The 14,808-nt window shown below is 67.5% G+C and carries 15 protein-coding genes and 1 riboswitch; of the genes, 1 reads left to right on the plus strand and 14 read right to left on the minus strand.

Annotated features, from left to right (window positions below; genetic code table 11):
- Positions 1-34 precede the first annotated feature (34 nt).
- The 14 genes from ybgC to N4261_RS10700 form a co-directional block, all read right to left on the minus strand.
- A complete protein-coding gene (gene ybgC, locus N4261_RS10635) occupies positions 35-433 on the minus strand; it encodes a tol-pal system-associated acyl-CoA thioesterase (protein ID WP_435532060.1) in 399 nt (132 codons plus the stop codon).
- A 59-nt stretch (positions 434-492) separates the two neighbouring features.
- Positions 493-1,692, minus strand: coding sequence for a pyridoxal phosphate-dependent aminotransferase (locus N4261_RS10640; RefSeq protein WP_261760116.1), 1,200 nt, complete (start codon positions 1,690-1,692; stop codon positions 493-495).
- A 334-nt stretch (positions 1,693-2,026) separates the two neighbouring features.
- Positions 2,027-2,554: a transcription antitermination factor NusB gene (nusB, locus tag N4261_RS10645; RefSeq protein ID WP_261760117.1), complete on the minus strand. Its 528-nt coding sequence runs from the start codon at positions 2,552-2,554 to the stop codon at positions 2,027-2,029.
- Complete coding sequence (gene ribH / locus N4261_RS10650; RefSeq protein ID WP_261760118.1) at positions 2,551-3,015, minus strand: 6,7-dimethyl-8-ribityllumazine synthase; 465 nt, start codon at positions 3,013-3,015, stop codon at positions 2,551-2,553. The genes nusB and ribH overlap by 4 nt, the downstream gene beginning before the upstream one ends.
- 15 nt (positions 3,016-3,030) lie before the next feature.
- Positions 3,031-4,125 carry a bifunctional 3,4-dihydroxy-2-butanone-4-phosphate synthase/GTP cyclohydrolase II gene (gene ribBA / locus N4261_RS10655; RefSeq protein WP_261760119.1) on the minus strand — a complete coding sequence of 365 codons (1,095 nt, stop codon included), beginning with the start codon at positions 4,123-4,125 and terminating at the stop codon, positions 3,031-3,033.
- A gap of 154 nt (positions 4,126-4,279) precedes the next feature.
- On the minus strand, positions 4,280-5,446 hold the full coding sequence (ribD, locus tag N4261_RS10660) for a bifunctional diaminohydroxyphosphoribosylaminopyrimidine deaminase/5-amino-6-(5-phosphoribosylamino)uracil reductase RibD (protein ID WP_261760120.1): 1,167 nt from the start codon (positions 5,444-5,446) through the stop codon (positions 4,280-4,282).
- A gap of 10 nt (positions 5,447-5,456) precedes the next feature.
- Complete coding sequence (locus N4261_RS10665; RefSeq protein ID WP_261760121.1) at positions 5,457-5,966, minus strand: type IV pilus modification PilV family protein; 510 nt, start codon at positions 5,964-5,966, stop codon at positions 5,457-5,459.
- Positions 5,967-6,184: 218 nt separating this feature from the next.
- Positions 6,185-7,336 (minus strand): hypothetical protein, encoded by a 1,152-nt coding sequence (locus N4261_RS10670; RefSeq protein WP_261760122.1) that lies wholly within the window; start codon positions 7,334-7,336, stop codon positions 6,185-6,187.
- Entirely contained in the window at positions 7,333-8,115 is a 783-nt protein-coding gene (locus tag N4261_RS10675) for a PilW family protein (RefSeq protein WP_261760123.1), read from the minus strand. The genes N4261_RS10670 and N4261_RS10675 overlap by 4 nt, the downstream gene beginning before the upstream one ends.
- A 156-nt stretch (positions 8,116-8,271) precedes the next feature.
- On the minus strand, positions 8,272-8,757 hold the full coding sequence (locus N4261_RS10680; RefSeq protein WP_261760124.1) for a type IV pilin protein: 486 nt from the start codon (positions 8,755-8,757) through the stop codon (positions 8,272-8,274).
- Positions 8,754-9,383: a GspH/FimT family pseudopilin gene (locus N4261_RS10685; protein ID WP_261760125.1), complete on the minus strand. Its 630-nt coding sequence runs from the start codon at positions 9,381-9,383 to the stop codon at positions 8,754-8,756. The genes N4261_RS10680 and N4261_RS10685 overlap by 4 nt, the downstream gene beginning before the upstream one ends.
- A 285-nt stretch (positions 9,384-9,668) precedes the next feature.
- Positions 9,669-10,112, minus strand: coding sequence for a transcriptional regulator NrdR (nrdR, locus tag N4261_RS10690; RefSeq protein ID WP_261760126.1), 444 nt, complete (start codon positions 10,110-10,112; stop codon positions 9,669-9,671).
- A 13-nt stretch (positions 10,113-10,125) separates the two neighbouring features.
- Positions 10,126-11,376, minus strand: a complete 1,251-nt coding sequence (glyA, locus tag N4261_RS10695) for a serine hydroxymethyltransferase (RefSeq protein ID WP_261760127.1) — start codon at positions 11,374-11,376, stop codon at positions 10,126-10,128.
- 99 nt (positions 11,377-11,475) lie between these two features.
- Positions 11,476-11,620: riboswitch (ZMP/ZTP riboswitch) on the minus strand.
- A gap of 420 nt (positions 11,621-12,040) precedes the next feature.
- On the minus strand, positions 12,041-12,883 hold the full coding sequence (locus tag N4261_RS10700) for a lytic transglycosylase domain-containing protein (protein WP_261760128.1): 843 nt from the start codon (positions 12,881-12,883) through the stop codon (positions 12,041-12,043).
- Positions 12,884-13,140: 257 nt separating this feature from the next.
- Between N4261_RS10700 and N4261_RS10705 the strand changes: the two genes are divergently transcribed.
- The gene (locus N4261_RS10705; RefSeq protein ID WP_261760129.1) at positions 13,141-14,694 is read left to right on the plus strand and encodes a UbiD family decarboxylase; all 1,554 of its coding nucleotides are present in this window, start codon (positions 13,141-13,143) and stop codon (positions 14,692-14,694) included.
- Positions 14,695-14,808 lie beyond the last annotated feature (114 nt).

Raw genomic sequence — 14,808 nt, forward strand, 5'->3', positions numbered from 1 at the left:
CGGTGCATTTGTGTGCCGGCGCTGGGCCAGGTGGTCAGGCCTGCAAGGCCTGCAGGATACGTGCCGGGATCCGGGTGGGCTTGAGGCTGCCCGCATCCACGCAGCCGATGCGGATGCGCCCTTCGGTCAACAGCAGCTCACCCCGCCAGACCTGCTGGTCGATGGTCAGGCTGGCCCGACCGATGTCGGTGGGATGGACGGTGACGCGCAGCCAGTCATCCAGGCGCGCGGGTGCCAGGTAGCGCAAGGCGGTGTCGCTGACGACGAAGATCAGGCCTTCGTCACGCCGCATGGCTTCCTGCTCGAAGCCCAGGCCGCGCAGCCATTCGGTGCGGGCACGTTCCATGAACTTCAGGTAGTTGGCATAGAACACGACGCCACCGGCATCGGTGTCCTCCCAATAGACGCGCAGCTCATGCTGGAACGCGGGCAGCGTGCCAGTGAGCGAGGACAACGGGGCGAGGGCGGTGCTGGGCATGCGGGCCTTGCGGGTCAATGGCGCAGCTGGTCCAGCCGCACCCGGATGCGCGCCAGCGCGTCTCGCAGATCCTCGGTGCTGCTGGAGAAGGACAGTCTCAGGAAGCGTTCGCCGAAGGCCGGACCGAAGTCACGCCCCGGGGTCAGCGCCACCTGCGCCTGCTGCATCAGGTCCATGCAGAGGTCCCAGCTCGACAGTCCGGTGCCTGACGCCGACGCATCGGCCCAGACATAGAAGGCGCCGTCGGGCACGACCGGCACCGGCAGGCCCATCGCTTGCAGCGCCGGGACCACCATGTCGCGACGTTGGCGCAGCTCATGGCGACGACGTTCGTATTCGGCCAGCGACTCGGGCTCGAAGCAGGCCAGGGCCGCTTGCTGAGCAATGGTCGAGGGACAGATGTAGAGGTTCTGCGCCAGCTTCTCGACCGCCGACATCATCGACGGCGGCAGCACCAGCCAGCCCAGCCGCCAGCCGGTCATGCCGAAGTATTTGGAAAAGCTGTTGATGGAGATGACGTCGTCGCCCAGCGCCAGTGCGCTGCGCCGATAGCGGTCGTCGTAGCTGATGGCCTGGTAGATCTCGTCGACGAGGGTCACGCCGCCGCGTTCCCGCACGAAGGCATGGATGCGGGCGAGTTCGTCCGGTGCGATCGAGGTGCCGGTGGGGTTGCTGGGCGAGGCCAGCAGCACCGCGCGGCTGTGGGCGGTCCAGTGCGCCTGCAACTGATCCAGCGACAGCTGGAAGCGCTGCTCGGCGCTGGAGGGCAACAGGCGCGGTGTGGCGTCCACCGCCGCGACGAAGTGGCGATTGCAGGGATAGCTCGGGTCCGGCATCAGGACCTCATCACCGGCTTCGAACAGGGCCAGGCAAGCCAACTGCAACGCAGCCGAGGCCCCGGCGGTGATGACGATGCGGGACGGATCGATCGGCAGGTTCTGCGTGTTGCGATACCAGTCGGACAGACGCTGGCGCAACGCAATCAGGCCGGTGGCCTGGGTGTAGGGCACGCGCCCGGCGGCGGTGAAACGCGCCGCGGCCTCCCGCACCGCCGCGCTGGCGCCGAAATCGGGCTCGCCGATGTTCAGGTAGATCATGTGCCGGCCGCCACGGGCCGGGTCACACACCGCCGAACGGGCGATCTCATCGGCCCGCTTGGCGCATTCCATGACATAGAAGGGTTCGATTTCCTGCAGGCGGGCGGCGAGCTTCATCGAGGTCTCCTTCTTGGCCAACATGTGGGACTGGCTGGGGTCGTGACGAATGTGGCGGTGGTCCGCGCGGGGGTCCGGTGTCGGCTCGGAATCGGCTGGATGGATCGGCTGCATCAACCGGATTGCTGAACCGGATTGCTGAACCGGCTCGCTTCCGGCCCGCTTCCGGCCAGGTCAGGCCGGTTCAACCCCGCCAACGATGCCGATCCGTGCCGAGCGGGTCAAGCCGGTGAAACGGGTCCAGCCGGTCGAGCGGGTCAATCCGGCCAATCCGGCTCATCCGGTCAATCCTGCTGATCCGGTCAAGCAAGGCTGGCCCTGTCCGATCAAATCTTCAGCCGCGAGCGGCTTTGACCTCGACCGGACGCAGGTCCGCCGCGGCGCGGTCCAGCACGCCATTGACGTACTTGTGGCCGTCAGTCCCGCCGAAGGACTTGGCCAGTTCCACGGCCTCGTTGATCGCGACCTTGTAGGGCACGTCGATGCTGTGCTTGAGCTCGAACGCGCCGATCATCAGGATCGCATGCTCGATGGGCGACAGCTCGGTGGTCTTCCGGTCCGCATGGCGGGCCAGCACCGCGTCCAGATCGGCGGCATCCTCGACGGCGCCGTAGAACACCTTGTCGTAGAGGTTGCGGTCACTCTTTTCGAAGCCTTCCTGCTCACGGGTGTGGGCATCGATCACAGCGAGCTCGTCACCGGTCAGCAGCCATTGATAGATGCCTTGCAGGGCATGCTCGCGGGCGCGGCGGCGCGCCGACTTGACCGGCGCGCGTTTGTCACCCGGTTTGGCACCCGCAGAGGTGGCCGGCTTGCCGGCGGCTGGGCCGCCGTTGTCGTGGGGGGTGTCCTTGGTCGTCACTTGAGTTCTTTCAGCAGCAGCGCCATTTCCACGGCGACCGTTCCGGCGTCGCGGCCTTTTTCGTCGGCGCGGGCCCAGGCTTGGGCGTCGTTTTCCACGGTCAGGATGGCATTGGCAATGGGCACACCGTGGTCGAGGGACAGCCGGGTCACACCGGCGCCGCTCTCATTGGCCACCAATTCGAAATGGTAGGTTTCGCCGCGAATGATGCAGCCGAGCGCCACCAGTGCGTCGAAGCGTTGGCTCTTGGCCATCGCCTGCAGCGCCACCGGCACTTCCAGGGCGCCTGGCACCGTCACATGGCGGATGTCGTCGCTCGACACGCCAAGGCGTGCCAGCTCGGCCAGGCAAGCCTTGGCCAGCGCGCCGGTGAGGGTGTCGTTGAAACGGGCCTGGACGATGCCGATACGCAGTCCGCGACCGTTCAGGGGGGCCGTCTGGCCTTTGTCAGATCCTTGCATGCGGTCCTCGCCGGTTCAGCAGTTCTGGGCGGCTTCGAAGCCGGTCACCTCGAGCCCGAAGCCGGTCATGCTGGGCATGCGGCGGGGGCTGCCGAGCAGCTTCATCTTCTGCACGCCGAGTTCGCGCAGGATCTGGGCACCAACGCCGTAGGTGCGCAGGTCCATGGTCGGACGCTTGTCGGCCTCGTCATGGCCCTTGAGCCGGTCGAGCAGGGCATCGGATTCCTCGCCGCAGTTCAGCAGCACCGCCACGCCTCGACCCTCACGCTGGAGGGCCGCTAGGGCCTCAGGCAGGGGCCATGAGTGACCGCAGCGGCCGGCTTCGAGCAGGTCCAGCGCGGAGAACGGCTCATGCACGCGGACCAGCACTTCGCTGTCCGGTGTCCATTGACCCAGCACCAGCGCCATGTGCACATTGCCGGTGCGGTCGCGGAAGACATGGCAGTCGAAGGCGCCCTGGCGGGTCTCCAGCGGACGCTGGGCGATGCGCTGGACGATCGATTCGTTGCGGCTGCGGTACTCGATCAGGTCGGCAATCGTGCCGATCTTCAGGCCGTGCTGCTCGGCGAAGACTTCCAGATCGGGCAGACGGGCCATGGTGCCGTCGTCGTTCATGATCTCGCAGATCACGCCGGCGGGCGACAGGCCGGCCATGCGCGACAGGTCGCAGCCGGCTTCGGTATGGCCGGCGCGCATCAGCACGCCGCCGTCCTGGGCTTGCAGCGGGAAGATATGGCCCGGCTGGACCAGGTCGGTCGGCACGGCGCCCTTGGCGACGGCGGCCTGGACGGTGCGGGCACGGTCGGCGGCGGAAATGCCAGTGGTCACGCCGGTGGCCGCTTCGATCGAGACGGTGAAGGCGGTGCCGTGCTTGGTGCCGTTGCGCGTGGCCATCGGCGGCAGCTGCAGTTGCTCGCAGCGGTCGCGGGTGAGCGTCAGGCAGATCAGGCCACGGCCGTACTTGGCCATGAAGTTGATGGCTTCAGGGGTGACGTGGTCCGCGGCCAGGACGAGGTCACCCTCGTTCTCGCGGTCTTCTTCGTCGACCAGGATGACCATGCGGCCGGCCGCCAGTTCGGCGACCAGCTCAGGAATCGGAGAAATAGGCATGGGCGGGATTGTAGGCGGGTAGGGGCCGGGCAAGGGCTGCGGGGATTAGGGCGGAGTCACTGGGCCGGGACTCTGCGCTTGATGGGTTCGATGGCAGACAGGCCCGGCTGAATTCGGTGGGGTGATGAGCGCTGAGGCTGTGTGGACCTCGCGACTAGAGAGGCGGGCTGCTGCCGGCGGGCCGCAGGCGCAGCCGCAGATCGCCCTCCAGCACCGTGCTGTCCAGCAGCGTGAAGCGGGGGGCGGCTTCCAGGGCGGTCAGCGCACCGAGATCCACCATGCCGCGTCCGTCGCCCATCAGCAGCGGGGCCACGTAAAGCAGCAATTCATCGACCAGGCCGGCGCGCAGCAGCGAGCCGTTGAGCTTGTAGCCGGCTTCGATGTGCAGTTCGTTGATGCCGCGCTGTCCCAGGTCGCGAATGGCCACCGCCAGGTCGACCTTGCCGGGCTTGTCATCGGCGCCGGGCGTGGCCACCAGTTCGGCGCCGTGCGCGGCCAGGATGGCGCCCCTCGGGCCGGGATCGGGCAGGGCGTGATAGATCAGCAACTGGCCCGGCGGCTGCAGGAGCCGGGCCTGGGGTGAGAGCTCCAGACGGGAGTCGATCAGTACCCGCTGCGGCTGCCTGGCGGTCTGGACCTCGCGGACATCCATCCGGGGATCGTCCTCGCGGGCGGTGCCGATGCCGGTCAACACCGCACCGGCGCGCCGGCGCCACGCATGGCCGTCACGGCGAGCCGCCGGGCCGGTGATCCATTTGCTGACGCCGTTGGCGAGCGCGGTGCGACCGTCCAGCGAGGCGGCGACCTTCATGCGCACGAACGGCCGGCCCCGTTGCATCCTGGACAGGAAACCCAGGTTGAGCTCACTTGCCGCCACGGCCAAGGGATGCGCCACCGGCAGCAGCTCGGCGCGGACACCGGCGGCATGCAGCCGCGCGAGGCCCTGGCCGGCGACCAGCGGATTGGGGTCGCCCAGTGCGCTGACCACCCGGGCGATGCCTGCCGCGATCAGGGCATCACAGCAGGGCGGGGTGCGGCCGTGATGGGCACAGGGTTCCAGCGTGACGTAAGCCGTGGCACCGCGAACATCTGCGCCTTGTTCTTGGGCATCGCGCAAGGCCATGACTTCGGCGTGGGCCTGACCCGCGGCTTGGGTATGGCCCTGGCCGAGCAGTCGGCCATCGGTGCTGACGATCACGCAGCCGACGCGCGGATTCGGATCGGTCAGGCCGATCGCCTGTTCCGCGAGGGCCAAGGCCTGTTGCAGCCAGGGCTCATCGTCAGGGCGTGGCAGGCTGGTGAAGGGGGGGGACGCATGCATGGCGCGCAGTCTAGCCGTCTGCCCGCAGCAGCCACAGGGTCAGGCCGGGGTCGTGGTCAAGGATCAAGGTCTCGAGTGACAGGTTCTGGGCTTGGCCGGCACGGTCGCGCCACTGCGCGTCGATCCGGACGGCGCGCACGGGCAGGGGATCTGCAAGCGCGGAGTCGACCGGGGCCGGACCATGGCTGCCGCCGCCACCGCCACCGCCACCGCCAGCGGCCGTCGAGGGAAGGATGCTCATGAGCGGCTGGCTCTTGGCATGCAGCTCGATGATGGCGGACGGCCCCTCCCATCGCAGCGGCAGGCTGCTGACATCCGCCCGCGGCGAGCGCAGTCGTTCGAGCTCCTGCCGGGCGAGCTGCAAGGATTCGTATTGGTGGCGGACCTCATCGGTGGCCAAGCGCAGGTGGAATTGCCATGCGGCCAAACCGGCGACACCGATCGCCATCAGCGCGATGGCGATCAACGCTTCCAGCAGGGCGATCCCAGATTGCGTGATGCGACAGCTGGGGCGATCCAAGCCAGCCTTGCATCCCTTGGCGATCTCGCCGGTTGGCTTACGCGATGGTTGGGGCCGGTTCAGGGGGCGCGCGGTGGACCGGTTGGCGTGCCGGATTGAAGGCCTGGATGGGGGGCGGCTTGCGGGCGGACATGAGGACTGACATGAGGACCGGCATGAGCACCGGCAGGCGGGCCGGCATGCGGGCCGCGCACTGGGCCGGATGGATCGGGTCGCTGTCATTGCACGGGCGTCCATCCGCCGGGCACGGGAAGGTAGCTGCCCATCTGTCGGCTGATGCGCTGGAGCACTTCCGGATCGTGCTGCAGGTTGACCGAGTCGGCGACTGCCCAGTCCGCGTCGGTCACCATCGCGCCGTGCAGGGTGGACAGGGTGCCGGCTGGGGGATGCCAGGCGATGCCGTTCCTCGCGTAGAGCAGGCCGGTGAGATGCATGGCCGCCCAGATGTCGAGCTGGCCGTCCACCAGGAGCACCAGCGGGGCGTCGATGGAGGAGGCCGGCAGCGGCTCATGCAGCGACAGGTCGCCCTCCACCCACAAGAGGCGGCGGCCGCGCGACAGGGCCAACTGCAGATCGGCGGAGCAATCGCCGGCGCAGCGCAGGCGGCTGACGGCGGGCTGCTGGCGATAGCGTCCTGCGGGATAGCCAAACACCCGCTGGAAGGCGCCGGCGCCGGATTCCACCGAGGACTGGGGCGGGCGCCGCAACGCGCTCAGCAGCGCCAGATGCTGCGAGTGCTCGGCCCAACCCATCGGGCCAAGCAGACCGTGATCGTCCGATCCCGGGTCCTCACAGGCGATGCCGCGGTCGCTGCAGCCGCGAGCCACGAGCCGAAGCTGTCCGGGCGGGCCGGCGTCGGCGAAGCGGATGCTGAACATGGGCCGGAAGGAGGGCGCGGTCGCGGTAATGCTCGGGTCCGTATCGCCCGGCAGCGGTTCGGCGCTGTCGCACCGGCATTCCCAGCGCTGCGGGCCGGTGTTGACGCAGGCGGCGGCTGGTGGCGAACCGGCCGGGCGTGCGCGATGGAAGTGGTCTCCATCGATGCGCAGCGCCCGGGCGCGGAAATCCCGGAGGTCCGGCAACGACTCGGCGCCGCCGGCTGCTGAGGATGGACCGGACGGCATCGGCGCCTGAAACGCAGGCCGACATTGCCCGTCGATGCGGCCGGTGTTGAGCATCGCGGTGGCCCATGCAAGACCCGCTTCAGCAGCTTCCGCCGCCAAGGCGGCCCGGAGGTCATTGCCGGCCACGCGCTGTGCGACGGTGAGATGTCGCCCTGCCCAGACCGCTGCCAGGGAGAGGACGAACAGCAGGAGCACGCACAGCAACAAGGTGGCCATGCCGCGTTCGGGAGGTGGGCGTGGCGTCATGGGCAGCTTTCCGTGAGGTGGTCGTTGCGCAGGCGGGTCAGCAGGTCGATCTGGTGTCGCACCGTGGCGTCGTGGCTCGCTTGGGCCACCAGTCGAAGTCGGACGCTCCGGACCTCCAGCGATCCGCGGCAGGGCGATGAGCTGCCTGGTGCTGAGGGTGGACGGCTGCCGACGCCCACGGCCGGCGCCGAGGTTGTCGGATCGGCGGTGAAGGGGCTGATGATCAGATCGGCGCGGAAACGGTCCACGCGCATCAAGGCGGGATCGGTCAGCGGCTGGAAGCGGGATCCGGTGAGTTGGTCCAGGCGTCCGTCGATCCATCGCAGCCCCGAGAGCTCGTTGCCCTTGGGTGGCAAGGGCGCGATGGGCGGCAGTGGCGCAACCGGGTGCGACGACGTACCGTTCGACGTGCCGCCCGATGCGCCGCCGCCGGGGCCCGGGGAGGGGCCCGGCTCAGCGCCGGACGCGTCGTCGCGGGAAAAGCTGTAGCTGAGCCGCTGGTCGGGATCAGTGAGGTCGATGGCGGTCTGCAGGTTGGCGGGGGGTGTGGGGCGCTCGGGTGACCACACCAGATCCTGCGGTCGGCCATGTCCGCCCGCCCGCCGCAGATCACGTTGGATCATGTCGGCCACGGCGCGCAGTTCCTGCTGCATCTGCAACTCGATCACCATCTTGTGGTGTTCACCGAGTTGAATGCCGGACCAGGCGGTGGCGCCGGCCAGCACGATCAAGCCCACGGTGAGGCCGACCATCAACTCGACCAGGCTGAAGCCGCTCATCTGGGTTCGGGCGACCGTGCGCCGGCGTGGCTCGCTCCGTGCGGTTCTGCGGCGCGATGGATGTTTGGCGAGAGCGTCAGCGTGGCTGCAGTCGTTCATGGGGATTCCTGTCTGGTTTGAGGCGTTGCTCATCCCGGGTGGCTCATCCCGGGTGGCTCAGACGGGCCAGCAATGGTCCGAGCGATCGTTGCCCTCGGCATCGAAGGCTTGGCGGCGGGACTCGCCCTGTTCCAGTCGAAGTCGCAGCCGTTGGCAATGGCGGTCTTTCACCTGGTCGCCGAGGGCGAGGGCTTCCAGGATGAATCCCGACGCAGAAGCCTCCACCAGCTGAAGCCGGTACCGCGCCTGGGGCGTCAGCGATGGCGCGGACAGCTCCTCCAGGGTCGACGCGTAGCGCGGATGGCGGCTGCGAAAGCGCTCCTGGGTGACCTGGAGCTGGCTGAGGGCCTGGATCGCCTCGGCGCGGAAGGCCTTCAGCACATGCTGTCGATAGCTGGGCAGCGCGATCGACAGCAGGACGCCGACGAGCAGCAAGGCAACCAGCAACTCGATCAGGGTGAGGCCGCGGTGAGCGGTCAGCCTTGACGGTTGCCGGCGGTGGGCGCGCGCAGCAGGCGCATGGATGCGGGGCGGCGGACTCATGCGCATCTCGGCAAGCGGGGCGAGGCGCTCTCGGTGGCGCAACTGCGGGCGCGACCGGTGATGGCCACGATGTGCCGCACCTCGCCGAGGCCTTCCTGCCTCACTTGAATGGTCGCCGCCATGGAGGCGGTGCCGTAGCGGCCGCTGAACAGCAGTGAGGTGACGTTGGCCCGCACCACGGGCTGACCGGGCGCGCGCGGCCATTGGACCTGCTTGATCGCCTGGGCGCCCGGCTGGCATTGCACCGGGCCGCTCGCCTGGCACTGGCAGCCCATCACCTGTCCCAAGTGGAGGACGTAGCAACTGCCGGCGGCGGTCTCGCCAAAGCGGATGTTGACGTTGCGTGCCCCTTGTTGTGCTTCACTGCGCGCTTGCTGCAGGTCGCTCAACACGGTCTGCGCGACATGCCCCAGGCGCTGCTGATGCACCCATTGCCGCAGCGGTGGGGCGGCGATGGTCACCAGCACCGCCAGGATGGCGACGCAGGCCAGGGACTCGATCAGGCTGAAGCCGCGAGTCGGCCGGATGGCGTCCGAGCGTACCGCCGTAGCCGAAGCCGCATTCGAATCCGAATCCAGATCCGAGGTGGACGGGACGTTAGAGGAGGGAGAGCGATGTCGCCACATGGACGCTTTCCAGAGAGTGCGGCCAGATGCCGCGATGACTGGAACTCTAGGAAAACGAGGCGCCCGCCGCGTCGCCATGAGGTGGGTAGCCGAGGCCCGCCGGAGAGGGCGTTCTTCCGGGGGGGATTCGTGTGCGTCAATGAAAAAGGCCTCCCGTGGGGGAGGCCTTCGTGTGAGGTCTGGGAGAGTGCTGAGGGCGCTGAGGGGCCCGAGGGCTCGTACGGGGCGCAGATTGCCTCGGTCTTGACGGCGGCGCCTGGTTGGGGCGCCTGCTCGCTCCGGTCCTCAGATGTCCCGGATCAGCTGGCGGAACTCGTCCACATCCTCGAAGCTGCGATAGACCGATGCGAAGCGCACATAGGCCACCTTGTCGATGCGCTTGAGCTCGCGCATGACATGCTCGCCCAGCTTAGTCGACGGGATTTCGCGCACGCCGCTGGTCAGCAGCTTTTCCTGGATGCGCTCCAGCGCGGCGTCGATCTGCTCGATGGAGACGGGTCGCTTGCGCAGCGCCAACGACATGGACGCGCGCAGCTTGCCCATGTCGAAGTCGGCGCGGGTGCCGTCCTTCTTCACCACCATGGGCAGCGCGATTTCGGCCCGCTCATAGGTGGTGAAGCGCTTTTCGCAGGACGCGCAGCGGCGCCGCCGGCGCACCACGTCGCCTTCATCCGACTCGCGGGTTTCCGACACCTGGGTGTCGCCATGACCGCAGAAGGGGCAGCGCATGCGCCTCGGCCTTTCAGCGGTAGACCGGGAACTGGCGGGTCAGTGCGGCGACCTTCGCGCGCACCGTGGCCAGATTGGCCTCGTCGTGCGGGTTGTCCAGCACGTCGGCGATCAGATGGGCGGTGGCGCGCACCTGCTCTTCCTTGAAGCCGCGGGTGGTCATGGCGGGGGTGCCCAGGCGGATGCCGCTGGTGACCATCGGCTTTTGCGGGTCGTTGGGGATGCCGTTCTTGTTGCAGGTCATGTGCGCGGCGCCCAGGATGGCCTCGGCTTCCTTGCCGGTGAGGTTCTTGGGGCGCAGGTCGACCAGCATCACATGGCTTTCGGTGCGACCGGAGACGATGCGCAGGCCGCGTTCGATCAGGGTGTCCGCCAGCACCTTGGCATTGGCGACCACTTGCTGCTGGTAGGTCTTGAACTCGGGCGTGAGGGCTTCCTTGAAAGCCACGGCCTTGCCGGCGATGACATGCATCAGCGGGCCGCCCTGGATGCCGGGGAAGATGGCCGAGTTGATCTTCTTGGCGATCGCCTCGTCGTTCATCAGGATGATGCCGCCGCGCGGGCCGCGCAGGCTCTTGTGGGTGGTCGAGGTGACCACGTCGGCATGGGGCATCGGGTTCGGATAGACGCCGGCGGCGATCAGGCCGGCGTAGTGGGCCATGTCCACCATGAAGTAGGCGCCGATTTCCTTGGCGATCTTGCCGAAGCGCTCGAAGTCGATGCGCAGGGCGTAGGCGGAGGCGCCGGCGATGATCAGCTTGGGCTTCTTCTCACGGGCGAGGGCTTCCATCGCGTCGTAGTCGATCTCTTCCTTGTCGTCCAGACCGTAGGAGATCACGTTGAACCACTTGCCGCTCATGTTGAGGGGCATGCCGTGGGTGAGGTGGCCGCCTTCGGCCAGGCTCATGCCCATGATGGTGTCGCCGGGCTGGAGCAGGGCGAAGAACACGCCCTGGTTGGCTTGCGAGCCGGAATTGGGTTGCACGTTGGCGAACTCGGCGCCGAACAGTTGCTTGAGGCGGTCGATGGCGAGTTGTTCGACGATGTCGACGTATTCGCAGCCGCCGTAGTAGCGCTTGCCGGGATAGCCTTCGGCGTACTTGTTGGTCAGCTGGCTGCCTTGGGCTTCCATCACTGCCGGGGAGGTGTAGTTCTCGGAGGCGATCAGCTCGATGTGGTCTTCCTGGCGCCGGGTTTCCTGCTGGATGGCGGCGAAGACTTCGGCGTCGACGTTGGCGAGGGTTTGTTGTGTGCGATCGAACATGATGAGGTCGGCTCAAGGGTTGGCGCCGCCCGACCGTCCATGCCTGGCCCTGTGGATGCGGCAGCGGCACGGCACGCGGACAGGCGGGGAGGGACGGTGAGTAGCGGCCCAGGCGAACGGCACGGACGGCGGGAGACATCTCCAGCCGCTCGCGCTCCCCGGTGGTGACCCACCTCGGCCTCGCCACGACGCTCAAAGAAGCTTGAGCGGCGGGGAGTCCTGATCGCCAGTTGCGCGAAGCTCGCAGTGTAGCCGCAGCCGCCCGCTCACAGTCGCATCCGCACCATCACGGTGAATGGATCCGAGGGACATCTTCCGCCAAAGGGACACCGAGGCGGAAAAAGAAAAAGGCGGCAAAGCTCGCCGCCCATCAAGCGGAGCAAGGAGACCCGGCTCCGATGGGCTCGTGCTCGCCCCGAGGGGTCCGACCAGCAGAAGCGCCCCGCCCAAAAGAAAAGGCGGCGAAGCTCGCCGCCCATTGAACGAAGCAAGGAGACCCGGCGCCCCCGAGCTCCTGCTCGCCTCGTGGGGCCACACCAGCAAGCCCCCGCGAAAAAAGAAAAAGGCGGCGAAGCTCGCCGCCTATCAAGCGGAGCAAGGAGATCCGGCTCTGCCGGGCTCCCTGCTCGCCCCCTGGGGGGCCGGCGTCAGCCGGTAGGGGGGGTCAATGCATCATCGCCACTTGTTCGCCGGTGGGCTGTGGTGAAGAAGCGGGTTCGCGGACGGGGCGCGGGGCTGACGGGCTCACGTTGCGTCCCTGAATGACCATCTTGAGCAGTTCCTGCTCCGCCAGCACCCGGGCCGGATAGCCGGTGTCATCCGGCAGATTCGCGGCGCCCACATACCGGCGCAGGCCTTCATCCACACCCCCGGCACGCTGGATGCATTCCTTCAGCACCTGCACGCCGACCCGCAGATTGGTGATCGGATCGAACGCAGCCAGATTGCCGCCGAAGGCTTCGTACTTGTCGTCATGCACCCGGGTCAGCACCTGCATCAGGCCCTGAGCGCCGACGGAACTCTGCGCAAACGGATTGAAGCCGGATTCGATCGCCATGATCGCCAGGATGAGTGTGGGATCCACGCGGGCACGCTGACCGACATCCCAGGCTTCCTTGACCAGCCGGCTGACCGGTTCCGGCGCCACGCGGTAGCGACGCGCCAGGTACTGGGCCACCGCCGCCTGCTGGCGGGTCAGCTCCTTGGGATCGACCGCCGTGGCGCGGGTGATCGCTTCGGGTTCGGCCATCAGCGCCAGCACATCGCCGGATGCTTCCACCCGGGCTTCGTGGCGGGCGTTGAGCCAGCCCAGCACCTGGTTTTCCACTTGCTGGCGCATGTCCGCCTGACTGGCGAAGATGATGCCGACCGCCACCACGGCGAAGCCGAGCAGGGCGAGGGTGTTATGGCTGACGACCAGCAACCCCTGGCCGATGTCTTTGATGAAAAGCACCAGGGCCGATCGGGCCTGGCGGGAGAGGGATAGAACTTGAGAACGCGCTGTCATGCGACTCCTTTCTCCGACATCCCGCCCTCCTGAACCTCAGCGGTCCCGGCGGCGGGGGATGGCGATAATGGGCCGTTTCGTTTCGCGTCCTTCAATGACTGACAGGGGCGGGCGATTCGGCGTCCATTGGCAGCGAGCCGGCCTTGCTGTCCCAAAGCAAGGACCGGGATAACCCTGGGATCCAGGGCAGGGCGCGATTCTATGGATCAAAAATAACCCGTCAACCTGATGGGCCTCATTCTTAATTTCTTTTGGTTATGAAGTATCGGGATTTGCGTGACTTTGTCAGCGCTCTGGAGGGCATGGGCGAGCTGCGCCGTGTGACCGAGCCGGTGTCCCCCGTGCTGGAGATGACGGCCCTGAGCGACATGGTGCTGCGTGCAGAAGGGCCGGCGCTGCTGTTCGAGCAGCCGACCGGCTATCGGACGCCGGTATTGGCCAATCTTTTTGGGACACCCAAACGGGTGGCGCTGGGTATGGGGGCGGACTCCACCGCCCAATTGAGGGAGGTCGGCCAGCTGCTGGCCAGCCTGAAGGAGCCCGAGCCGCCCCGCGGCCTGAAGGATGTGGGCCGGCTGGCGCAGATGGCCAAGGCGCTGTGGGACATGAAACCGTCGATCGTGCGCCGGCCGGTGTGCCAGGAGCAGGTGATCGAGGGCGCCGAGGTCGACCTCAAGCGCTTCCCCATTCAGACCTGCTGGCCTGGCGATATCGGCCCGCTGCTCACCTGGGGGCTGGTCATCACCCGTGGCCCGCAGAAGGTGGCCCAGCCTCGGCTGAGGCAGAACCTGGGCATCTACCGCCAGCAATTGATCGGTCGACGCCAATTGATCATGCGATGGCTGGCCCACCGGGGCGGGGCGCTCGATTTCAGGGACTTCGCCCTGGCCAATCCGGGGCAGCCGTTCCCGATCGCGGTGGCCTTGGGCACCGATCCGGCCACCATCCTGGGTGCGGTGACGCCGGTGCCGGACACGCTCTCGGAGTACCAGTTCGCCGGCCTGCTGCGAGGTTCCCGGACCGAGCTGGCCGACACCGGTGTGGGCGAGGCGGGCCGCATGCTGCAGGTGCCGGCCAATGCCGAAATCGTGCTGGAGGGCCATATCCCGCCGGCCGCCCCGGGCTATACCGGGCACAGCGATGACGGCATCCCGCTCAAGGAGAAGGGCGGCTACCTGCATGCGCTGGAAGGTCCGTTCGGCGACCACACTGGCTATTACAACGAGCAGGACTGGTTCCCTGTCTTCGAGGTCAGCCGCATCACCCAGCGCGACAACCCGATCTATCACTCCACCTACACCGGCAAGCCGCCGGACGAGCCCGCGGTGCTGGGCGTGGCGCTGAACGAGGTGTTCGTTCCCATCCTGCAGAAGCAGTTCCCGGAGATCCTCGACTTCTACCTGCCGCCCGAAGGCTGCAGCTACCGGATGGCGGTGATCTCCATCCGCAAGGCCTATCCGGGCCATGCCAAGCGCCTGATGTTCGGTCTGTGGAGCTATCTGCGCCAGTTCATGTATACGAAGTTCATCGTCGTGGTGGACGAGGACGTGAACATCCGCAGCTGGCAGGACGTGATCTGGGCCATCACCACCCGGATGGACCCCGCCCGCGACACCACGCTGGTGGAGAGCACGCCGATCGATTACCTCGACTTCGCCTCGCCCGTCAGCGGCCTGGGCGGCAAGATGGGCCTGGATGCCACCAACAAGTGGCCGGGCGAGACCACCCGCGAATGGGGGCGCACCATCGACATGCCAGCCGATCAGAAAGCGCGCGCGCAGGATTTATATAAGCGTTTGTTCGGGGGCTAGTTCGCTCGGGCCGGTCTTGAAAGCCGGCGTTGCGGCGTCTAAGTTTGTGAAGCCTTCATGGCACAACCTCTGGCGCAGTCGCTGCGCGCCAGGAGCCCTGCGGCACATCGCCAC

Origin of the sequence: Roseateles amylovorans (assembly GCF_025398155.2) — a bacterium.
GTDB lineage: Bacteria > Pseudomonadota > Gammaproteobacteria > Burkholderiales > Burkholderiaceae_C > Roseateles > Roseateles amylovorans.

Coding starts and splice junctions, on each gene's coding strand:
- N4261_RS10640 (WP_261760116.1), bottom strand. CDS start 1,692: ATGAAGCTCGCCGCCCGCCTGCAGGAAATCGAACCCTTCTATGTCATG.
- ribH (WP_261760118.1), bottom strand. CDS start 3,015: ATGCAAGGATCTGACAAAGGCCAGACGGCCCCCCTGAACGGTCGCGGA.
- ribBA (WP_261760119.1), bottom strand. CDS start 4,125: ATGCCTATTTCTCCGATTCCTGAGCTGGTCGCCGAACTGGCGGCCGGC.
- ribD (WP_261760120.1), bottom strand. CDS start 5,446: ATGCATGCGTCCCCCCCCTTCACCAGCCTGCCACGCCCTGACGATGAG.
- N4261_RS10670 (WP_261760122.1), bottom strand. CDS start 7,336: ATGACGCCACGCCCACCTCCCGAACGCGGCATGGCCACCTTGTTGCTG.
- N4261_RS10675 (WP_261760123.1), bottom strand. CDS start 8,115: ATGAGCGGCTTCAGCCTGGTCGAGTTGATGGTCGGCCTCACCGTGGGC.
- N4261_RS10680 (WP_261760124.1), bottom strand. CDS start 8,757: ATGAGTCCGCCGCCCCGCATCCATGCGCCTGCTGCGCGCGCCCACCGC.
- N4261_RS10685 (WP_261760125.1), bottom strand. CDS start 9,383: ATGTGGCGACATCGCTCTCCCTCCTCTAACGTCCCGTCCACCTCGGAT.
- nrdR (WP_261760126.1), bottom strand. CDS start 10,112: ATGCGCTGCCCCTTCTGCGGTCATGGCGACACCCAGGTGTCGGAAACC.
- glyA (WP_261760127.1), bottom strand. CDS start 11,376: ATGTTCGATCGCACACAACAAACCCTCGCCAACGTCGACGCCGAAGTC.
- N4261_RS10700 (WP_261760128.1), bottom strand. CDS start 12,883: ATGACAGCGCGTTCTCAAGTTCTATCCCTCTCCCGCCAGGCCCGATCG.
- N4261_RS10705 (WP_261760129.1), top strand. CDS start 13,141: ATGAAGTATCGGGATTTGCGTGACTTTGTCAGCGCTCTGGAGGGCATG.